The sequence below is a fragment of the Neochlamydia sp. EPS4 genome (assembly GCF_000813665.1).
Taxonomy (GTDB): domain Bacteria; phylum Chlamydiota; class Chlamydiia; order Chlamydiales; family Parachlamydiaceae; genus Neochlamydia.
On record NZ_JSDQ01000041.1, the window covers coordinates 26,886 to 47,242 of the forward strand.

Here is a 20,357-nt window from a genome sequence, read left to right on the forward strand (position 1 = left end):
GAGTGAAAAGAAAAACACAAGCTCTAAACTAGGCTAAGCATTAAGAGATTTGTGGCAAAAGCCTAATAAAAATTTTGAGGAAACCATGAAAATTATCAATCGTCTTACAGTTTCTATTGTTGCCATTTTTGCTCTTCTCTATGTAGGCCATTGGTTCTACCGCGCCCATCAAGCAAAAGAATTTGTTCTGGCTCACCTTAAAAATTATGAAAAACGATCGTCGGGCTTCTATCGTTTAGAAACTGACGATGTATCAGTGCAAGGATTTCCTTTTAGCTACGAGGTTAAATTAAGTAAACCTCGCTATACTTTACTTCAAGAAGGGGAAAAATCCATGCTCTCTCCGACTTTGGGCATCGAGGGGTCCTTGAAAATAGGAACCGATATTTTAGGAAAATCTTACTGGCTAAAACAGGAAGGCGATCTGAAGTATATAGTTCCAAATTCTAGTCAGGCAAATGCCAAAGAATACATATGCAAAGGCAATAGAGAAATTAGGTTAGAGACAGCTCATCCCCACTATTCTTATGCTTTTATACATCCCTTTGCAGAGCTACCCCAAGGCTTCAATGCAGAAAATTTTTCTATTTACGAGATTTTAAGAGAATCGAAAATGGTAAGCTATGAAGACCACGATTTTGTTTTATTTGAAAAAAATGGTGAGGATCAAAAACAATGGCTAAGCTTTTCTAAAGGAGAGCTATGTTGGAAGCATCATCCCCATAAAAATAAAGAAAATAAATTTTTATTTAACTTGGACCTAGAAGATGCTGAGGCAGCAAAACAAGGTAAAGCTCTGCTAGAACATTTCAAGAAAATTATGGAGCTTAATCCAGATATAACTGTAGATATTCCTTATCTTCTAAGCACGGGAAAAAATACGATTAATTTAGAGTTTGAAGCTAGCTTACCTCCTCATCTTGCGCTATGGAATTTTTTAAGTGCTGAGAATTTCGACATCACCCTTCATAAGTTGAATATAAAAAATCTATATGGCCAAGTTTCGGCTACCTTCAAAATCGCTCATACCCAAGAAGAGAATGATCACAGAAACCTTCATCTTGAATTTCGTACAGACTCTACCTTAACTCCCCAAGGCATAGAAGCTATACACCGGCAATTTATGGAAGGGCTTAAGTTGAAAGCCTCTGAGTCTGCTTCCTCTGCTTCAGAGCAAGAGAGTCAGCTATTAGATGAGCTATTAAAATGCTGTAAAGATAGGTTAGAAGATATTATACCCGATTACGCCAAACTGGGTAAAAAGAGCTTTATCTTTGATACAGATGTGAAGATTAGAGATGTGGCAAAAAAACCTTCTCTTCATCAAATAATTATCCATAATTTTGATTTGATTACACAGCCTTATGGAATTAAATCTTATGGTCAAGCCGAGTTTATTGAAAACCACCCTCAGGGTAAGTATGAGTTTGAATGGAAAAATTACAAACAAATGATTCATGATCTAGTTGCTTATTTTAATCGTATTCATCCTGTTTTGGAAAAAATCGCTGAATTTAACAAGCAACCTTTATCCCTAAGCATCATAGATGAGGATAAGGAAGAAAAAATTATAGATTTTTTTCTGAGCTTAGCAAATGAAGCTTCAAAGGAAAGTGCAGCTCTCTCAGTGACTATTAATTTTATGGAAAAAGACCATGTTAAAATTGGAAGCAGTTCGCTAGACCAAGTGAAAGAGGCATGGGAAAAGCTTAAGAAAAGCTTACAGAAACCTGAAATTCCTACTGTAGAGGAAGAACTTCCTCCCTCTGTTATTATACCGCCTATTACCGAAGATAACGTCCCTTCGCTTATTCCTCAGGAGCCATCTCCTTCTTTAGAAGGTAAAGAAGAAGAAAATGCTCCATTCAATCTTAATGATCAGCTGCCTTCGCCTAGTTTAGAACCCGACGCTGCTGTTCCTGAAGAGTAATTTTTTTGCCAAAGTGCCCTCCTCTGGAAGGAGGCGCTTTTTTTCTCTATAGGCCATGTTTGTTTAAGAAAGTAATTTGTCTTAAAAACCTCATATTATAGAAGAGAGATTGCTCAAAATTAAGCAAGGCAGATAACTTATGCTCCTAGCATGTAAATTTTTTTAGAAAGTAATGCTGCCTTACTAAAAGATTGCTAAAAATTATAAACGCCTGGCACACGTGTTTTGTTAAGGGATGGATTTGTTTTTATTGAATTTTAATTTTTAAATTAAATATTTTCGTTTTATATAGAAATAGCTTATTATTAATCTTCCCTTCTCTTAAGGGATAAAGAATTAAATCTAAATCTAATTTTGAGGTCGGTGTGGAAATAAATTTTTTATCTAATCTATGTGCGACTATGGATAATAAGTTGGACTATGTGCCTGTAGTAAGTAGCATAACTAATTTAGTAAATATTTTTCAAAAATGCGTCCTTTTAAATTTTAAAAAAAATGTTACTCTAAGTCATTACTATGATTATCTGGATCGAAAAAGTTTTAAGCGGTGTGTAGTTTTATTAATTCCTGTTTTAGGAAATATTATTGTAGGGGTATATGACTTCTATCGCTATAGCATGAGGGATAAAAGCTACATGCTTAGGAGGCTTTCTCAAAAAGGCTTAGAACTTAAGTACGCTAGCTCAGAATTAAAGCAAGATAAGGAAGTTGTACTTATTGCTGTTAAGCAAAATGGTTTAGCGCTTCAATATGCTAGCCCAGAATTAAAGCAGGATAAGGAAGTCGTACTTGTTGCTGTTAAGCAGAATGGTTTAGCGCTTCAATACGCTAGTGAGGATCTTAAAAACGATGAAGACGTTATAGTTGCTGCTTTTATAGAAAATAAGTTAGCCCTTCAGTATGTTGGACAAGAGTTTAGAAAAAATAATGAAGATGAAATTATAGATATCTTTATGAAGAACAAAAGCTGTGTACATGCTATTGTCAAGGTAGAAGGTGGCATGTTAAAATATGCGAGTGAAGAGCTTAAAAATGATAAAGAGATCGTGCTTGCAGCAGTTCAGCAAGAAGGCTGGGCACTTCAATTTGCTAGCGAAGAGCTTAAAAATGATAAGCATATTGTACTTGCAGCAGTTCAACAAAAAGGCTCGGCGCTTCAATTTGCTAGTGAGGAGCTTAAAAATGATAAAGAGATTGTACTTGCAGCAGTTCAGCAAGAAGGCTCGGCACTTCAATTTGCTAGCGAAAAGCTTAAAAATGATAAAGAAATTGTACTTGCAGCAGTACGGCAAAATGGCAGGGCAATTCATTCAGCGAGCGAAGAGCTCAAAAAAGATAAAGACATTCAACGTATAGCAGCTCAGCAAATAGCTTAGTAGCGAAGAATGATTAATGGGGAGAGACTAGCCATTGATGGTTTTTTTTCAGGGGGAAAGAAAGGCGGTAAGCTAGTAGGCTATGGTCACAAGTGTAAAGACAAGCCTACCCATCTTTTGGTAGACGATAATGGCAGCCCTTTAAGTTTTGAAGTAACCAGTGCTGAAGGAGATGAAAGGAAACAGGTGGAAAAGCTGATTGATCCGAGGGATAAGCTACGGAGACTCTATGAATTTCGTTAACTCATCCTTATTTTAGAAGCTGATAAAGGATACAACTTTGAGGAAATTGAGGATAGTTGCTAAAAAGAAAAACATATCTGTTTATACCTAAGCAAAGGATGGGGGCTATCAAGAAAGCTGAGATAGTTATCTGCCACCTTAAGAAATGGAGATGGCAAGTTGAAAGGGCAATATCTTGGCTACAACGGAAGTTCAGAAGAACCGTTGTGCGATGGGAAAGACAAGTGAAATGGTGGAAAGGATTATTAAATTTTAGTCCTATAATGTGTTATAGGCTGGTAAGCGGGATAGGTTCATAGATAAAAAAGCTTTTTAGATTGACGTTAAAAAGCTTTTTTATCTAATAAAGGAAAGGTTTTTTTAACTTTTCGCCCTTATGATTAAGCTAAATATAGCTATGGATAAGTAAGCTACAATTTAGAGGTCGAGGTAGGTTCCTTTTGAGGTTTAGCTCCCTGGCTCTCTTCTTTCTTCTCTTTTAAGTAATCGTCATACCAATAATAATTATTTTCAGGATGGGCAGCATTATACTCCCGAACTTTTTCACATTTATGACAAACAGCCTCTTCGCTATGTGCATCCATAGACCCACAAATAGCTATCATTCCTAGGATTAAAGTAAGTGTCTTATTTTTCACAATCAACCTCATGCATTTTAATTTGCTAAATTACTGCCAGGTACCCATGATTGCACCAATCAAAATCAAATTCAAGAGTAAATATCCTGAATCTATCAAATAAGCCTTAAAAGGCTTCTTAGCCCATATGACACCAGAGAAATGAGTCGTTGCAATAAAACCTAGCCAGATAAGAAAGCCTATAGTCATGCCATTTCCCATGCCATGGATGGCAAAATTATTGAAGAACATATTCAAAACAAAACATAAAATAAAAGCATTCAGAAAAGCGCCTGCAAAATGCCAAGGAGTTGGTTTCAATAGCTCCACATTAAAGCCATGTTCTTTGGCCCAAGCATCGCCTAAAACTTTACGGGAATACCAAATAGAGGCTAAAAAGTTGTTAATCATCGTGCATACTAGTACTGCCCAAATATTTACGTTAGTAAGTTCCATATAATTGTTCTCCTTTGGAATAAAGTTTAAGGAATCCTCGCTCCAATATTCTATAATAATATTTTATTTTCAAATCCTTTTTGAAAATTTAGATATAAAGAGATAAAAGAGCTAGGAGAAAGGAAGGTGGGGATACTGTTGCCAAAAAGGCTGTTGGTTGTTCCTGTCGCTTAACTATCCTATAAACTCATTACTCTCAAGGCTATCTAATAGGATCATTAGGGGCATAAGGGAGTAGCACTCAGTGATAAGTCAATCTAAATGTATATAGACTCAGTACATCTACCTCTTGCTCACCTTAGGAAAAATTTATTATGGGCAAAGCAATTTTTTCACTGTTTTTCATACAGGTTACCACTCTCTCAACACTCGGGTTGATATGTGAGGCTATAAGAATTGCTTTGTGTGCCCCTAGAAAACTGATGAAAATAAAGGAAATTTAGTTAAGTGTTAATCAAAAGTATACCTATTGATTTAAAGAAAAGAGACCGAGTGAGTAGTATAAGCATATAATTTCAAGGAGGGGTAAAGTTTGCCTTTTCGGTATAACCAGGATAACCAGAATAATTGGTAGGAAAGGAGCCCTAAAGTAAAGATGCTAATTTTCTTTAACTCAAAACGTCATAGCATGGAAATTATAAAAAACCCAGCAGCGATAAAGTCCCACCTGACTGTATTACCAAGGCTTTTCCTTTTAAGTTTTTTTGTTGAATGATCCGTTGGGCTTCTTTAAAAAGTTTGACGTTATAGATAGGATCACAAAGAACTCCTTCTGTTTGGGCTATCTCATGAATGTCTTTAAAGGTTTTTGCCGAGGTCGCGCCAAAGGATTTTGCTTGATGGGGGCGACATAAAGAGAAATGAGTAGGCATCCGACAAGGTAATTTAACAAGTTTTTCAAAATGTTGATGGTAACATTTTAAATTATCTAAAAATTCGTCTTCCTTGCCCGCCATTAAAACCACATGTACATGTGCTGAATGCTGTAAAAAAGCCAGTCCTACTATTAAGGCAATTGCGGTAAGGCCTGTTCCGCTATCCACAAAAATATGATTGAAATGGATCTGTTCTTGGAGTTCATTATAAAGGATATCTATAGGAAGTGTAAGCGCTCCTGGAAAAGATTCTGGCATGCATCCTCCTTCAGGAATGATGTAGGTGCTTTGATTGCCTTGCAGATCTGCAAAATCCAAGGCAGCTTTATAGACCGTTGGCCAATCTTGTCTTTCTATCCAATGAATTTGATGCTTGGGAACGAGTAGCTGGGTGAGAAGAGCGTTACCTTTTAGCTTCTGTTGATGGCTTTTGCATAGAAAAAGAAAAGGCTGGATTTGATTTTCAATTAAGAGCTGAGAAATGCCTAATACATGATTTGAGTTAATACCTCCAATGACAATTGCTGTCTTAGCTTTTTGATGAATCAAAAAGGTCATTAACGAGCTAAATTTTCTTGTTTTAGAGCCCATGAGCCCTAGCTCATCATCTCGCTTAATATAACAATGAAGGTGGGAAGAGCTATAGCTTTTAAGTTTATGAATCCTTGAGTGTAAAGGAAAATCGAGTTTGATATATTGCTGTACAACTTCTTCTAAAGTAAAGAGCATGAAGGGGGCCTTGTGAAATTTTTTTTAAGCTTAATGAGTGTATGAAAAAGACTTAATGTTATCAATATCGGACAATTGATCATTTTTAAGAACATAAGAAGTAAAAGTTTTTTAGCCTATAGGAATGTTTATCCTCTGTTAAATACCCCTGCTCTTTTATCCCTCGCATCTCCTTTAACTTAAAAAGCCTTTTCTTGGTCAGCTGGTCAAGCTTGCAATGTAAAGGTTAACAAGAATTTTTCCTAAATGTTAGGCTTTCTTGAAAAACAAATGAATGCTCGGGTAAACTGGCTTGTCAAAAGTAAGTTACAACCTTCGAGCAGCATGTAGGCAATTATTTCCTTTATAAGAAAATTGCCTTTGCGGGCTAACTTATAAACGACGCTTTACAAAAATATAAGTTGTGCTTAAACCTCTTTTCAAATGGTTACATAAGCATACCTACAACACGCTTCTCAAATGCCTAAAAATTTAAATGCCAATCATATAAAAGATTATCTTGTGGTAGTAGGTGGAGGAGCTGCAGGCTTTTTCGGAGCCATTGCATGCGCGCAAGCTTGTATAGCCAAAAAAGTGATTCTTTTAGAAAAGAATAGACAGCTTTTATCTAAAGTGCGCATTTCAGGGGGCGGGCGCTGCAATGTCACGCATGCTTGCTTTGACCCAGTAGCTTTAGTAAAAAATTATCCACGCGGAAGCCAAGCTTTGCTTGGTCCTTTCACTCGTTTTCAACCTCGAGATACTATTCAGTGGTTTAAAGATCGTCACGTGGAGTTAAAGGTAGAAGAAGATGGGCGCCTATTTCCTCTTACTGATGATTCTGCTACCATTATTGACTGTTTAATGCGTGCTGCCAAAGCTGCCCATGTAGAGGTTCGTACAGAGAGTGGAATTGAAAAAATTGAGGTCCAATCGGCGGGGTTTGTTATTCACCTTACGAATGGCTCAGTGGTAGAGTGTAAAAAGTTACTGTTTGCCACAGGGAGTAACTCTAAAATGTATGAATTATTAGCCGCTTTAGGACATCAGATTGTGCCTCCGGTGCCCTCATTATTTACTTTTAATGTTCCTAATTCTCCCTTGCTAGACCTTGCCGGCATGTCGATTTCTAATGTGGGCTTACGTATTCAGCACACTGATCTTAAGCAAACAGGTCCTCTCTTGCTTACTCATTGGGGATTTAGTGGACCAGCAGTATTAAAGCTATCAGCTTGGGGTGCAAGAATCTTGCATGGCATGAATTATCAAGCTACCTTAGTAGTCAACTGGCTGCCAGAGATGAATAAAGAGACTCTAGCAGCATGCTTAGGCAATTATAAAGTAAAAAATCCTGCCAAATTAATTTCCTCAGACAGTCCTGTAGCTCTTCCAAAAAATCTTTGGAAAAAGCTTACTATCATGGCTGGCATCCCGTATGACATGCGCTGTTCCTATCTATCAAAAGTTCATTTAAATGCGCTACTAGAATTGTTACAAAACTCTACTTTTAACATTCAAGGGAAAACAATTTTTAAAGAGGAGTTTGTGACTTGCGGGGGAGTGCATCTCGATGATGTTAATTTCAAAACTATGGAAAGTAAAAAATGCCCTGGCTTATTTTTTGCTGGCGAAGTACTGGATATTGATGGAGTCACAGGTGGCTTTAACTTTCAGAATGCTTGGACAACTGGTTGGATTGCTGGCCAGGCGATGGCGAAGGATTAGATTTTATGCATACTCCTCTTAAGTGCTTATATCTTGAAACTTAGCTTTTTTGTCGATCTCTCAATCGCTTAAGGAAAAAAATATTCACCCTGGCTATAAAGAAATAGGCTTAAGAGGTGACAATCAGGCTACCACTTGGCTAAAGGGGGCAGCGAGCATAAAATGGCTTCAGGATTGCCTCCAGATTGAAATCCGAATTTTGTTCCTCGGTCATACATTAAATTAAATTCTACATAATGAGCTCGAGCTTCTAGCTGCTTTTCTTTCTCTTGAGCAGAATAAGGAAGAGGTACGCGTTTTATGTAGATAGGAAGGATTGCTGCTAAAAATTGCTTTCCTACCATTTGCCATAGGTGTAGATCTTTTTCATAATCGCCACTGTTATAATGGTCAAAAAAAATGCCTCCCACCCCACGTTCTTTATGACGATGGGGGATATAAAAGTACTCACGAGCATTTTGCGAGAAATTAGGATATAAAGTAGGATCGATAGAGTTTAGAAACTCTTGAGTTGTTTGATGAAAGTGAGCAGTATCTTCGTCATAGCTAAAGCCCATGGGAGTTAAATCAAAGCCTCCTCCAAACCATGAGCGTTCTTGCGTTTCGATGTAGCGAATGTTCATATGGACAGTGGGTGCGTGAGGGTTGACCATGTGAGTAATCAAGCTTACTCCCGTAGCAAAAAAAGGCCCAGAGCTCTCACTCATAGGAAAATGAGGCCCATAGACTCCCGACCAATTAACTGCTGCTTTTTCAAAAACTTCTCCTCGTAAAATAGAGATTTCACCCCCTCCCCCTGTGGGATGTTGCCATGGTTTCCTTGTAAAACGATTGCTGTTTTCAAGCGTTTCAAAAGCGATAATAATCTCATCTCTTAAGTTTTTAAGAAAGTGGATTAAAGAAGAGTGTTTATTGCTGGAGTATTCATTATGCATATAAAGTCATAGTTTTTTTATTAGCTTTCAAAAAAGAGCTTGGTATTTTTTAGGCCTTGTTGCGTAAATGATCTAATAGCTCCTCTAAAGATATATCACATAAGTTAGCACCCATTGCCTTGGGCATTTCAAGTTTTGTCCTCTTGTTCATAGCCAAGGATTTGGCATATAATTCTGCTTGTTGATAGGCTAATTTCCTAGAGGGAAAGTCTCCTCCAAAGCTTCTTATAAAGCGATACATCGCCGTTTCGGCAAGCGATCTTCTGTGATAGCCGCAAAGCTTCTTCCAGAGCTGCCTGGCCTCCTCATCTCTTCCAAAGCCTTGAATGATTTTAAAGCATCCTTTCTTTTTTTTCATCCAGGGTTTGTCCGCCTCTTGACTTAGCCTTCCTCCTCTTCTTGAAGGTACCAAAGGATCTATACCCGCACATAAGATGATAGGAAGGATGGTAAGCAGGTTGCCACTTAAGTGGAGCTTTTGCAGCTTGGATATCTGCCCGATTTCTGCTGTCAGAATGGAGAGCTGGTTTTGATGTAAGTGCGGATTATTTGTTTAAAGATAAGATGGCTAAAAGTTTTTATTTCATTTTAGCCCCTCCCAATTTAAAAGTACTTATGGCCACTCTACAATTGAAAACGCTGCCTTATTTTTTCTGGAATATTTTTCAAAGGATTTTCCGCTAATTCAAGCTCGGTAAGCTGAGGCAGCTGCCCGATTTCTGCAGGAAGGCTGGAGAGCTGGTTTTGATTCAAGGAAAGCCTTAGCAGCTGAGACAATTGCCCGATTTCTGTAGGCAGGCTGGTGAGCTGGTTATGATTTAATTCAAGCCTTTGCAGCTGAGACAATTGCCCGATTTCTGCAGGAAGGCTCGTGAGCTGGTTTTGATCTAAGTAAAACCATTCCAGCTGAGACAGCTGCCCGATTTCTATAGGTAGGCTGGTGAGCTGGTTTTGATTCAAGGAAAGCCTTTGCAGCTGAGACAATTGCCCGATTTCTACAGGCAGACTGGTGAGCTGGTTTTGAGTTAAGTAAAGATATTGCAGCTGAGACAATTGCCCGATTTCTGCAGGCAGACTGGTGAGCTGGTTTTGAGTTAAGTAAAGATATTGCAGCTGAGACAATTGCCCGATTTCTGCAGGAAGGCTCGTGAGCTGGTTTTGATTTAAGAAAAGCCATTGTAGTTGAAACAATTGACCTATTTCTGCAGGAAGGCTCGTGAGCTGGTTTTGATCTAAGTAAAACCATTCCAGCTGAGACAGCTGCCCGATTTCTATAGGTAGGCTGGTGAGCTGGTTTTGATTCAAGGAAAGCCTTTGCAGCTGAGACAATTGCCCGATTTCTGCAGGAAGGCTCGTGAGCTGGTTTTGATCTAAGTAAAACCATTCCAGCTGAGACAGCTGCCCGATTTCTATAGGTAGGCTGGTGAGCTGGTTTTGATTCAAGGAAAGCCTTTGCAGCTGAGACAGCTGCCCAATTTCTATAGGTAGGCTGGTGAGCTGGTTTTGGTTTAAATCAAGCTCTTTCAGCTGAGACAGCTGCCTGATTTCTGTAGGCAGACTGGTGAGCAGGTTTTGATTTAAGGAAAGGGTTTGCAGGTTAGATAATTGGCATATTTCTGGGGGTAAATAAGTCAAGCCTACTCCAGATAAATCTAATTCCGTGAAGTTTTTACAATTTTCTTTAATCCAACCTCTAAGAAGCTCTCCTTTTTTTCCTAGAGGCAAGTGCTTAATTTCTCTTCTTCTCAAGTATTCTTTCCCACCAGGAAGTTTTTTCCAAAGTAAAAGGCGATTAATATTTAAGAGATAAAAAGAGTAATTGGCCAGAGTTAAGCCTCTTTTTTCTTCTGTTTTCTCTTTAAATTCTAAAGAAGAAAAAGACTTAGCTAAAGTAAAGATTTGCTTAAAGATTGCATTTACCTTTGCTGTTTCAGAAAGCCTATCATCCAGCTTATAAATCCTAGCTAAAATAAAAGCCTGCTTGCTAATATCCCCTTGGGAAACATGTACTTTACCGATTTTTTTATAAAGAGAAGGCATCACTTCAGAAGCCAGCAGATGATGCCATCTTTTACAGACGCTAAATAAGGAAGGAACTGCGCAAGCCTCTAAGATAGGGAGCAGCAATTCATTGGGCAAGCTTTCAATAGAGGCCGAAGAGATAGGATGCATTTTATTTCCTTGGGTAGTGATGACTTTTCAGCATTTTATTTATTAGAGGCAATATAAAAAAATTAAAGAAGCAAGTCAAACGAATTCGTATCCTTATCACCAGGAGGGCATCAGCTAACTTGTTAAGCAAAGAGCAAGCTACTATGTCTTGTAGGCGATAGCTAGATATAGAAGGTTTTTGCGCAGCTTCAGGCCGACCAGACGTAGTATGCTTTTGAGTTGCAATAAATCGAGGTTCTATAATTTGTATATATTTAAGTTTTTTTACAAACTTATCTAATTGGCGCTTAGCATCGTTTGGACATAAAAACTCTTGCTGCATGAGCTTAATAAAGGCTTCGGCTTCTTTTTCATTGCCCTTAAGGTAATGCTTGGCTAAAGTACGGCATTCTCTTAGATAGGCCACTTAGCTGAAGATGGTTGCCCATCTTTAGTTCAACGCCTGCATGGCAAGGGGTATTCTTAAGAGCTCGATAGCCCTCTACTATCTCTACCGTTTTGTCGTAAGGCGCTTCACATATAAGTTCTTTGGCCTCTTTGATTTGCATGGGCACACGTGTGGCAAATAAGCTTTGTTCTCTTTTAAAGACTTGTAAGGTAGTTTGCGTATGGAGAGCGCTATCTCCTACTATATAGTCCAACATGATTTAAAGCATTTTCGCCTTAAAGTGGCGTTGTTGCGTAAATGATAAGAAGTGTATGCGATAAGATTGCTCTTTAACGCCTAAGAGCTATAAAATTAGTTTACAAAAACAAAAATATAAGCAAGCTATGGAAAAAAAGCTTAACTACCGCATACGTAATTGGCCCTGAGTAACACAAAGCTTTAGTGCAAAGAGGAAGCATAACATTATGGCTTTCGGATGAAACCATTAAAGGATGGAGGGAAAATAAAAGCACGGGTAAGAAGAGACACCCAAGAATTTACTCCGCTGATGCTATCCTATCCGCGCTGATGATTAGAGCGGTTTATCACTTGCCTCTCCTAAGCCTTGCGAGGATTTTTGTTATCGCTGATTACTTTGCTGACTTTGGGATTGCCTATTCCTTGTTATACCCGCATTTGCAGGCGTGCTAAGAAGCTTGGACAAGAACTTAAAAAGTTAAGCCTTAAAGCGTCCAACAGACATAGTCTTTGATTCCACTGGGGTAAAGGTCTATGGCGAAGGAGAGTGGAAAGTGCGCCAACATGGCAAAACTAAGTGAAGAATTTGGAGAAAAATTCATCTAGCCATTTGCCCAGATTCGCATGAGATTATTATAAGTGAATTAACGAGGAGCAATAAAGCCGATGATTCAATGGCAAGCCAAATGATCTTTGAGCTACCAAAGAGTGTACAAACTGCTTATGGAGATGGCGCTTATGATAGACAAGCTTTCTGTTGATCATCTTATGTGCGGGGTATAGATCCTTTGGTACCTCCCAAAAGAGGAGGAAGGCTAAGCCAAGAGGAGGACAAGCCCTGGATAAAAAAAAAAGAAAGGATGCTTTAAAAATCATTCAAGGCTTTGGAGAAGATGAGGAGGCCAGGTAGCTCTGGAAGAAGCTTTGCGGCTAGCACAGAAGATCGCTTGCCGAAACGGCGATGTACCGCTTTAAAAGAAGCTTTGGAGGAGGCTTTCCCTCTAGGAAATTAGCCTATCAACAAACAGAATTATATGCCAAATCCTGGGTTATGAATAAGATGATAAAGCTTGGAATGCCCAAAGGGCAATGGGTGCTAACTTAGGGATACGAGCTATTAAATCATTTACGCAACAAGGCCTATTTTTTACATACATTAATTGAAAAGAGTGCTTTTTGCCTACATTAATAATAGGAAATGTTTTCAAAGTAATAGAGAAACACGAAAGATATTTTTATTTTTAAGAACAGCGATTGGCAAGAGCTTAAGGTGAATGCTTGCATAAAAATCCCTATTCCTCGCTCAGCGAAAACTTATTTTAGTATTTAAGGAGTCGCCGAAATTTATTTAAATCTTTTAAAAATCTCGACCTCTAGGTAATTATTTCGAAAAGTGCATAGGCTACGTGTATATTCTATCCCATATTCTTCACCTGAAATTTAAATTGCTGATTTCTAATGTGTTATAAAAGTTAATCCTTAAACTTAAATTTTATAAATTTTTCAGATTCAGATGCTTACAAAAAACCGTGGAGAATATGGGTTCTATTATAAATAGTTGGTTATCGAAATAGTGGTGTGTTTTTTTATTTAAGGTAAGCTGAAGTTTACCTAAAATTTATCCTCAGAGCGCTCTAAAAAGTTTGTTTACTAGGTTGTAGAAGGGAGTAAAATGAATCAGGTGTATCTATAAATATAGATTTTAGTGGAATAAAGGTCGGGAACTTCTATAATTTGCTCAGCTTTCCAAGAAGGAACAGCGAAGGTATGGGTGACTACCCATGCCCCTTTAGGTAATTCTTCCTCAAATTTCTTTTTTAATTTCTGCATGGCTAAAGGATAGAGATAGCAGATAATCATCTTGGCGTCTGTAAGGTTAGCTTTAAAAAAATCATGGTACTGAAGATGCAAATGAGGTGAACGCGAAAAGAAATGGCGTATGCGGCAAAAAAAATAAGGGATAGGAGAGCTTTCGTAAGCTAGAATCGTACATTGAGGATATTTGTGAGCAAGCAAGAATGCTAGAGTTCCCCATCCTGCGCCTAGCTCATAAATAAGACCTTTTTCCTGCAATGGCAGCTTGTCCATTAAGATCTGTTTTACAGCAGGGGAAGTAGGCATAGGACCGATACCATTTTTTATTGACCAGACAATAATTAAAATGAAAAGAAGGAGTAGCAAAGGTAATAAGAAAATCATAAAACATTTTATCGAGTGTTTAATCATCTATAGTGCATAAGTAGGGAAGAAAAAAGCAAGCAGCTAGCTATAAAATAGACAAATATTTTTCCTGCTTCTTTAGCAGATTGCTATATTTGCTGTAGATTCATAAATGCTTATTTTGCTATGCATGGCTATTTTCTTTTGCGGTTATTAGCTTGATAATTGAGGGGCTTTCTGCTTAAAAAAAGAATAGGTTTGCCACTGAAAAAAAAGGAGTTAGGTTTATGGTAGAGCTTAAGGATGAGAAGGCTCAGCTGGCGATTAAAAATCTTATAGAAATGTGTGGAAAACCTTCTGATACGTTCGAAGCAGAGCTAGTCACGCAGATGATTGAAACGAGCCTTAAGTTGCTTATCGAGAATAATGATACCGGACAATTAAAACTTATTAATCGCTCCTTAAAGGAGATGCGGCATGCTTATCGCATCTTTAGTAAATTTAAGCAGTCGCGTTGTATCAGTATTTTTGGATCAGCACGCACCCCCGAAAATCATCCTGATTACTTTGCAGCCAAAAGCTTTAGCACTCAAATTGCAGAACTAGGCTGGATGTGCATTACAGGAGGAGCTGATGGAATTATGAAAGCAGGCTTAGAAGGTTCTCAGAAAAAATCAAGCTTTGGCCTTTCTATTCGTTTGCCTTTTGAGGCACCCACTAATACAGTTATTGCAGGCGACCCTAAATTAATTGTTTTTCGTTATTTCTTCATACGCAAGTTAATGTTCTTAACCCATTCAGATGCAGTAGCTGTTTTTCCTGGGGGATTTGGGACGATGGACGAATTGTTTGAATTGCTAACTCTTATGCAAACAGGAAAAGCAAATTTAATGCCTTTAGTCCTAGTTGAAAGTAAAAATGGAGTCTATTGGCCTCATTGGAAAATGAATATCGATGAGCATTTGTTAGCTAATGGCTGGATTAGTCCTGAGGATCTTAATCTTTTTTACATTGCTCGCTCGGTTGAAGATGCCGTTTTACATGTCCAACAGTTTTACCGTCATTATCATTCTAGTCGCTATGTAGGTTCACAGCTTGTCATCCGTCTAAATAGGGAGCTAACAGATCGAGAAGTAGAGTATCTAAATAAGCATTATCAACTTCTGGTGGTTGAAGGAAAGATAGAGAAAAGCGGACCATTACCCCAGGAAATCGACCATTTAAATTTACCACGTCTGGTTTTTCAGCATACCCATCGTGATTTTGGAATCTTGCGAGCAATGATTGATACACTCAATCTTTTTTAAAGAAAAAGAGAAGGGGTTGTTTTTAACAACCCCTTCTTCTGCTGTTTGAGAAAGTAAATAATTTTATTATCTATTTTCTCGGCGAGCTAGGCCGCCTTTACGGCCCATTTCCCTATACTCTTCGCGAGAACGATGAGAGGCTGTAGCTAGGCCGCCTTTACGACCAGCTTCCTGGCGGCTCATCTTGCCACTACCTTGGTGGCTATACTCTTCATCGCCTTCTTCTTCATCACTTTCGTCGTGATGCGCTTCCGCACCTTGGTGCTGGCTTCTTTGGCTATAGCCATGGCTTGCACCCCTTTGGCTTCTATGGCCTTCATCTTCATCTTCATAATCCTCATCGGATTCATAGCCTTGATGAGATTCCTCGCCGTGACGGCCACTTTGGTAGCCACCATGGCTTCTATAGCCTTCATCTTCGTCTTCATAATCCTCATCGGATTCATGGCCGTAATGAGGCTCCTCGCTGTGATAGCCAGCTCTTTGATAGCGGCCATGGCTTTCACCTCGGTGGCCTCTATAGCCTTCATCCTCCTCTTCATAATCTTCATCAGATTCATGACCTTCCTCATAGCCCCCGCGTGCATGGCCTCCTTTGCTGCCTATTTCACGGTAATATTCAGGACCATATTTAGAAGAGACGGCACGGCCACCTTTTCGGCCAATTTCGCGATAAAAGTCAGGACCATACTCTTCGGCGACCCTTTGTCCGCCTTTATGACCAATATCATGATAGAACTCAGGTCCACGTTCGGAGGCTACTTTTTCTCCCCCTTTGTGGCCAATTTCACGATAAAAGTCAGGGCCATATTTAGAAGAGACGGCACGACCACCTTTTCGGCCAATTTCGCGATAAAAGTCAGGGCCATACTCTTCGGCGACCCTTTGTCCACCTTTATGACCAATGTCTTGATAGAACTCATGTCCACGTTCGGAGGCTACTTTTTCTCCTCCTTTGTGGCCAATTTCACGATAGAAGTCAGGACCATATTTAGAAGCGACGGCACGACCGCCTTTTCGGCCAATTTCGCGATAAAAGTCAGGGCCATACTCTTCAGCCACCCTTTGTCCGCCTTTATGACCAATGTCTTGATAGAACTCATGTCCACGTTCGGAAGCTACTTTTTCTCCTCCTTTGTGGCCAATTTCACGATAGAAGTCAGGACCATATTTAGAAGCGACGGCACGGCCACCTTTTCGGCCAATGTCGCGATAAAAGTCAGGACCATACTCTTCGGCGACTCTTTGTCCGCCTCGATGACCAATATCTTGATAGTATTCATGTCCACGTTCGGAAGCTACCTTTTCTCCTCCTCTGTGGCCAATGTCGCGATAAAAGTCAGGACCATATTTGGAAGCCACAGCTTGGCCACCTTTATGTCCAATTTCTTGGTAAAATTCTGGCCCATATTTTTCCGAGACAGCTCTTCCGCCTCTTTGGCCTGCTTCTTGGCGGCTCATAGGCTCTTGATGTCCACGGCCACCGCGTCCACCACGATCAGAAGAACTTCTACCTGAACGAGCTTCAGCTCCTTTTTGGCCTGCTTCTTGGCGAGTTGCTCCAGACGATTTTCTAGTAGGCATAAATAACCTCCTTCAAATGTTAGTAAAAGGACACTGACAGGTGATAAGAGATATTAGGCGCTTGCTAGCTTGCTAGTTTGAAAGTTCGTATTGCGATAATTTCAGGTGTAATTTTCAGTTCTCATATTCACTACGATAGAATAGAGTTTGTAGTATCACCTTATGACTTGAATTATGAAAAGATAAGGATTTGCTGACAAGCAGGAATTTCATCTTTATATAGCAAAAAGCCAAAAAAAGAAAAAAGTTAAAGCGTTAATGCTTTAAAATCAACAACTTAAGCTTAAACAAAAAAAGTAATTTTTTTTACAGACATTTAAATTTGCTCGTTTAAATATGCATATAAGCCTGCTTTTTAAGCGAGCCTAGAGCCAAAAAATATGATAAGCATGGATTAAACATCTTTAAATATTATACTTTTGAGCCTGTAGCCTTTTCTCATTAGCTTCATAAGCCATTTATAAATAAAAAAAAGAAGAGGTTAAATTAATTTTTATGCTCTCTTAAACTGGCTTCCCTAGCTTTGTAGATCCCTCCTTTAACAGGTTATAAGATTACGGAGATATCCATTTCTCTTCCTGGCTTACAGGGGAGCGTTTGGTTGCTCCTAAAGATCAAACTTTAGTTTGCACAAAAAGCCAAAGAAAGTTAAAGAAGAATGGATAGCTTCCTATAAGCTTAGCGATACTCTTCCATGTTTATTATCAGGTTTTCTAGTTTTTGATAAAAAATGCAAAAGCGAAATTGGCGGCCATTCTCACTTAATGCGATCACATTCCAATTTGCTATATTTTTTTAAGCTAATCTTTTAAGAAGCATTGAAAGAGATGCCCAACAAATGGAGGAACAGCTTGGAAAAGTAATAGCCTAATAAGCAACAGGCTTTCAGATAGCCTGAGGAGCCATGTAGCTATAGAGTCTTTTGTCTTAAATGCTCTTGTTTGCTTGGCTGCTGGCCTTTGATTATAAATTAAGGGTTTAGAAGGAGGCCTTTTTTTTAAGTCGAGGCTGTAATTGAATCTTTTTCGACCTTATAAGTTTTTCTCCTTACAGACCCTCCTTTTATCTTAATATTTATCGAGTAAAGATAATTAGAAGAGCAAAATGCTAGGGAAGACTTTTGCCAAGAAAGCTACTTGGCTTAAGCTATCCTAAAAGATAATCCCTTCTCAAAACTTTAAAGATATAATTTATTTTTAAAATTTTTGAAGGGTAGTTTCTTAATTCTTTCATTAGAAAGTTAAAAGATAAATGTAGGGCATTTGAGAGATAGAAAAAGGGAATGAAATAAATGTAAGGAAGGATTGAATAAAAATGTATACTTATACTCTAAAAGTTGAGTAAAATGGGTGTTTTTTATGGATCCTTAAAACGTCGATAAATACAGATTAAAATTTGCTTCAAAGTATATTATTTTATACTTGCAATGTGAGTTAAAAATCATGTATATGAACGCACAACTGTAACAAAAGAGTGTTTAATGAAATGTCCTTTTTGCCATCATCGTGAGCTTAAGGTTATCGATTCGCGCGATGCTGCTGAACTAAATGCTATTCGACGTAGAAGAGAATGCTTAGGATGCTTAAGAAGGTTTACTACTTTTGAGACAGTAGAACTTACGGTACAAGTGCATAAACGTGATGGACATTATGAAGATTTTCAACAGCAAAAACTGGTGAATGGTTTAGAGGCGGCATGCCGTCATACAACTATTAGTCATGACCATGTCATTGCTTTGGCTGCTGAAATTAGTGAGGAGCTCTCACAACGCCAAGTTCATGTGGTCAGTACTAAGGAACTTGGCGAAATAGCCATGAAGCATTTACAAGCATTAGATGAGATTGCTTATATTCGGTTTGCTTGCGTGTATAAGCGATTTAAAGATATTGAAGAACTTATGCAAGCAATTAAAACCATTCAACCTAAAGAAAGTTTAAATAAAAGTTCCCAGGCTTGTTCGACGGAAAAGCCTTTAGCGGAAAGTCTAAAAAATTAAAAAGTTATATTTTAATAGGAGGTCCCCATGGGATTAAAGAAAAATGAGGTTGCCCAATTTAAAAAGAAGCTAGAAGAAATGCGCGCCCAGCTAACCCATATTTTGAAAGGTTCGACTGCTGAAGTTAAAACTCCTGATGAAGCTACAGGTTATTCTCAGCATCAAGCAGATCAAGGCACGGATGATTTTGATAGAACCATTAGCCTTGAGGTGACTAGCCGTGAATATCATATTCTTCGACAGATCGAAAGAGCATTGGAGAAAATTGATGAAAATACTTATGGGATTTGCGATCTTACCGGTGAAGATATCCCGCTAGCTCGCTTGGAAGCAGTTCCTTATGCTACTATGACTGTAAAAGCCCAGGAGCAGTTGGAGAAAGGTTTAATTTGATCATGATTAAGTATTTTACCATTTGTTTATCATGGCAGATGCTAGCTTTCATTGGATGTAGCGCTTTAATGGTAGACATCGTTACAAAATACCTTACTTATTATTACCTACCTATTTCCAATCATTTGTTCCTATGGTATCCTTATGGAGGAATTGGACTGTTTAAAAACTTTCTGGGAGTGGAATTTTCTATCACTCATGCCATTAATCATGGGGCTGCATGGGGAATGTTTGCTGAGTTAAAGGACTTTTTGCTAGTCTTGCGCCTCTTCATGATGGGGGGATTGATAGGTTATTTTCTTTTTTATAATCGAAATAAAAGCTGGCGGCTGCCTCTTCTACTAATTATCGTAGGGGCGGCAGGAAATATTATCGATACCTTTGTCTATGGGCATGTAATAGATATGTTTCATTTTGTTTTATGGGGGTATGATTTTCCTGTCTTTAATGTAGCCGACTCTTGTATTACAGTGGGAGTAGCCTGGCTATTAATTAGCTCCCTTTTTGAAAAAGAAAAGTCCACCATATAACCTGCTACTATGCTAAATGTAAAATCTAGTCCTGTTCCTTATCAAGCCTCCAAATGGCTTTCGTTAGCTATGTTGATTGATGAAGATGAAATACAGACTCTTTTTCAAGCCCTAGGAGATTTTAAAATTTTTTCCATAGGAAAGGTAGAAAAAAGCGGAGAAGGACAAATTTCTCATGAAGTTTTTCTAGCTAATTATACTCAATACATTCAATCACTAAAAAGTAGACGAACTTATGAAATGGAATATTTTCGTACATTCTTTACTTCTGTGCTGACTTTTTCTGCAGATCATTTATATGCTTTGTCAATAGGCAACGATCGCCAACTCATACGCATTGCAAAACCGGTCGTGCAGCTGCAGCTGCACACTCTCGATTATTCGGTAGCTGACAACAAATTTCGTTCGATGGTGTTAGGAAAAGATCCCGTCTCGTGGGGGCTGCAGTTTTCATATCCCCAACTTTATCAAGATCCTCAAACCCATGCCGTGTATAAAGTAGGAGAAGCTTATGCGAATACGGCTTTGTTTCGATTGATTCAACAATGGCAAAGAAAATATACTGTACCCACCCCTTTCTTAATTAAAAATAAATTGATAAATGTGCCTATGCGCTTAGGAAAAAAGTGTTTTTCTTGGATCAATCAACATCCGCAGCTAGAAAATAGAGGTTTGCAAGTCCAAATTCCTCACTCGACGAAATCTTCAATCCCTGAATAGAAAAG

General features: G+C 38.5%; 19 protein-coding genes. 10 read left to right on the top strand and 9 right to left on the bottom strand.

Annotation, left to right across the window (positions count from 1 at the left end; translation table 11 throughout):
• Positions 1–85: 85 nt before the first annotated feature.
• The 3 genes from DB42_RS03905 to DB42_RS03915 all read left to right on the top strand — a co-directional run bounded on the left by DB42_RS03905 (position 86) and on the right by DB42_RS03915 (position 3,549).
• Positions 86–1,930 (top strand): hypothetical protein, encoded by a 1,845-nt coding sequence (locus tag DB42_RS03905; protein WP_155117416.1) that lies wholly within the window; start codon positions 86–88, stop codon positions 1,928–1,930.
• Positions 1,931–2,295: 365 nt separating this feature from the next.
• Positions 2,296–3,306 carry a DUF4116 domain-containing protein gene (locus tag DB42_RS03910; RefSeq protein WP_155117417.1) on the top strand — a complete coding sequence of 337 codons (1,011 nt, stop codon included), beginning with the start codon at positions 2,296–2,298 and terminating at the stop codon, positions 3,304–3,306.
• 9 nt (positions 3,307–3,315) lie between these two features.
• Positions 3,316–3,549, top strand: coding sequence for a hypothetical protein (locus DB42_RS03915; RefSeq protein WP_044881857.1), 234 nt, complete (start codon positions 3,316–3,318; stop codon positions 3,547–3,549).
• Positions 3,550–3,959: 410 nt separating this feature from the next.
• Here DB42_RS03915 and DB42_RS03925 read toward each other — a convergent pair whose 3' ends face one another.
• The 3 genes from DB42_RS03925 to DB42_RS03935 form a co-directional block, all read right to left on the bottom strand.
• On the bottom strand, positions 3,960–4,187 hold the full coding sequence (locus DB42_RS03925) for a hypothetical protein (protein WP_044881832.1): 228 nt from the start codon (positions 4,185–4,187) through the stop codon (positions 3,960–3,962).
• Positions 4,188–4,217: 30 nt separating this feature from the next.
• Positions 4,218–4,622 (bottom strand): DUF1761 domain-containing protein, encoded by a 405-nt coding sequence (locus DB42_RS03930; protein ID WP_044881833.1) that lies wholly within the window; start codon positions 4,620–4,622, stop codon positions 4,218–4,220.
• Positions 4,623–5,257: 635 nt separating this feature from the next.
• Positions 5,258–6,226, bottom strand: a complete 969-nt coding sequence (locus tag DB42_RS03935) for a pyridoxal-phosphate dependent enzyme (protein WP_044881834.1) — start codon at positions 6,224–6,226, stop codon at positions 5,258–5,260.
• Between the two features lie 459 nt (positions 6,227–6,685).
• Here DB42_RS03935 and DB42_RS03940 point away from each other — a divergent pair, with 459 nt between their 5' ends.
• Positions 6,686–7,930, top strand: coding sequence for an NAD(P)/FAD-dependent oxidoreductase (locus DB42_RS03940; protein ID WP_044881835.1), 1,245 nt, complete (start codon positions 6,686–6,688; stop codon positions 7,928–7,930).
• Between the two features lie 128 nt (positions 7,931–8,058).
• On the opposite strand, the gene hemF is transcribed toward DB42_RS03940, so the two are convergent.
• From hemF to DB42_RS03965, 4 genes are all read right to left on the bottom strand, one after another.
• Entirely contained in the window at positions 8,059–8,865 is an 807-nt protein-coding gene (gene hemF / locus DB42_RS03945; protein ID WP_044881836.1) for an oxygen-dependent coproporphyrinogen oxidase, read from the bottom strand.
• Positions 8,866–8,914: 49 nt separating this feature from the next.
• Positions 8,915–9,223, bottom strand: coding sequence for a hypothetical protein (locus DB42_RS03950; protein WP_052354667.1), 309 nt, complete (start codon positions 9,221–9,223; stop codon positions 8,915–8,917).
• Between the two features lie 266 nt (positions 9,224–9,489).
• Positions 9,490–11,037, bottom strand: coding sequence for a leucine-rich repeat domain-containing protein (locus tag DB42_RS03955; protein WP_052435965.1), 1,548 nt, complete (start codon positions 11,035–11,037; stop codon positions 9,490–9,492).
• Between the two features lie 359 nt (positions 11,038–11,396).
• Positions 11,397–11,681, bottom strand: coding sequence for a hypothetical protein (locus DB42_RS03965; protein ID WP_044881838.1), 285 nt, complete (start codon positions 11,679–11,681; stop codon positions 11,397–11,399).
• A 185-nt stretch (positions 11,682–11,866) separates the two neighbouring features.
• Between DB42_RS03965 and DB42_RS11840 the strand changes: the two genes are divergently transcribed.
• Positions 11,867–12,115 carry a transposase gene (locus DB42_RS11840; protein ID WP_080502726.1) on the top strand — a complete coding sequence of 83 codons (249 nt, stop codon included), beginning with the start codon at positions 11,867–11,869 and terminating at the stop codon, positions 12,113–12,115.
• Between the two features lie 1,224 nt (positions 12,116–13,339).
• On the opposite strand, the gene DB42_RS03970 is transcribed toward DB42_RS11840, so the two are convergent.
• Positions 13,340–13,783: an SAM-dependent methyltransferase gene (locus tag DB42_RS03970; RefSeq protein WP_238578987.1), complete on the bottom strand. Its 444-nt coding sequence runs from the start codon at positions 13,781–13,783 to the stop codon at positions 13,340–13,342.
• A gap of 326 nt (positions 13,784–14,109) precedes the next feature.
• On the opposite strand from DB42_RS03970, the gene DB42_RS03975 reads away from it, so the two are divergent.
• The gene (locus DB42_RS03975) at positions 14,110–15,129 is read left to right on the top strand and encodes an LOG family protein (protein ID WP_042243741.1); all 1,020 of its coding nucleotides are present in this window, start codon (positions 14,110–14,112) and stop codon (positions 15,127–15,129) included.
• 66 nt (positions 15,130–15,195) lie between these two features.
• On the opposite strand, the gene DB42_RS10340 is transcribed toward DB42_RS03975, so the two are convergent.
• The gene (locus DB42_RS10340) at positions 15,196–16,713 is read right to left on the bottom strand and encodes a KGG domain-containing protein (protein ID WP_052435966.1); all 1,518 of its coding nucleotides are present in this window, start codon (positions 16,711–16,713) and stop codon (positions 15,196–15,198) included.
• Positions 16,714–18,193: 1,480 nt separating this feature from the next.
• Between DB42_RS10340 and nrdR the strand changes: the two genes are divergently transcribed.
• From nrdR to DB42_RS04005, 4 genes are read left to right on the top strand one after another with little or no spacing between them, the layout of a single operon-like run.
• On the top strand, positions 18,194–18,709 hold the full coding sequence (gene nrdR, locus DB42_RS03990; protein WP_044881841.1) for a transcriptional regulator NrdR: 516 nt from the start codon (positions 18,194–18,196) through the stop codon (positions 18,707–18,709).
• Between the two features lie 27 nt (positions 18,710–18,736).
• Complete coding sequence (locus DB42_RS03995) at positions 18,737–19,102, top strand: TraR/DksA family transcriptional regulator (protein WP_044881842.1); 366 nt, start codon at positions 18,737–18,739, stop codon at positions 19,100–19,102.
• Positions 19,103–19,104: 2 nt separating this feature from the next.
• The gene (lspA, locus tag DB42_RS04000) at positions 19,105–19,632 is read left to right on the top strand and encodes a signal peptidase II (protein WP_052435967.1); all 528 of its coding nucleotides are present in this window, start codon (positions 19,105–19,107) and stop codon (positions 19,630–19,632) included.
• 9 nt (positions 19,633–19,641) lie between these two features.
• Positions 19,642–20,352 (top strand): hypothetical protein, encoded by a 711-nt coding sequence (locus DB42_RS04005; protein ID WP_044881843.1) that lies wholly within the window; start codon positions 19,642–19,644, stop codon positions 20,350–20,352.
• Positions 20,353–20,357 lie beyond the last annotated feature (5 nt).

Bases quoted from the DNA above. Each gene is read 5' to 3' on its own strand.
- DB42_RS03975 (WP_042243741.1), top strand. From the start codon at position 14,110: ATGGTAGAGCTTAAGGATGAGAAGGCTCAGCTGGCGATTAAAAATCTT.
- DB42_RS03950 (WP_052354667.1), bottom strand. From the start codon at position 9,223: ATGAAAAAAAAGAAAGGATGCTTTAAAATCATTCAAGGCTTTGGAAGA.
- DB42_RS03940 (WP_044881835.1), top strand. From the start codon at position 6,686: ATGCCTAAAAATTTAAATGCCAATCATATAAAAGATTATCTTGTGGTA.
- hemF (WP_044881836.1), bottom strand. From the start codon at position 8,865: ATGCATAATGAATACTCCAGCAATAAACACTCTTCTTTAATCCACTTT.
- DB42_RS03970 (WP_238578987.1), bottom strand. From the start codon at position 13,783: ATGCCTACTTCCCCTGCTGTAAAACAGATCTTAATGGACAAGCTGCCA.
- DB42_RS03955 (WP_052435965.1), bottom strand. From the start codon at position 11,037: ATGCATCCTATCTCTTCGGCCTCTATTGAAAGCTTGCCCAATGAATTG.
- DB42_RS03915 (WP_044881857.1), top strand. From the start codon at position 3,316: ATGATTAATGGGGAGAGACTAGCCATTGATGGTTTTTTTTCAGGGGGA.
- DB42_RS10340 (WP_052435966.1), bottom strand. From the start codon at position 16,713: ATGCCTACTAGAAAATCGTCTGGAGCAACTCGCCAAGAAGCAGGCCAA.
- DB42_RS03995 (WP_044881842.1), top strand. From the start codon at position 18,737: ATGGGATTAAAGAAAAATGAGGTTGCCCAATTTAAAAAGAAGCTAGAA.
- DB42_RS03930 (WP_044881833.1), bottom strand. From the start codon at position 4,622: ATGGAACTTACTAACGTAAATATTTGGGCAGTACTAGTATGCACGATG.
- DB42_RS04005 (WP_044881843.1), top strand. From the start codon at position 19,642: ATGCTAAATGTAAAATCTAGTCCTGTTCCTTATCAAGCCTCCAAATGG.
- nrdR (WP_044881841.1), top strand. From the start codon at position 18,194: ATGAAATGTCCTTTTTGCCATCATCGTGAGCTTAAGGTTATCGATTCG.
- DB42_RS03965 (WP_044881838.1), bottom strand. From the start codon at position 11,681: ATGTTGGACTATATAGTAGGAGATAGCGCTCTCCATACGCAAACTACC.
- DB42_RS03905 (WP_155117416.1), top strand. From the start codon at position 86: ATGAAAATTATCAATCGTCTTACAGTTTCTATTGTTGCCATTTTTGCT.
- lspA (WP_052435967.1), top strand. From the start codon at position 19,105: ATGATTAAGTATTTTACCATTTGTTTATCATGGCAGATGCTAGCTTTC.
- DB42_RS03935 (WP_044881834.1), bottom strand. From the start codon at position 6,226: ATGCTCTTTACTTTAGAAGAAGTTGTACAGCAATATATCAAACTCGAT.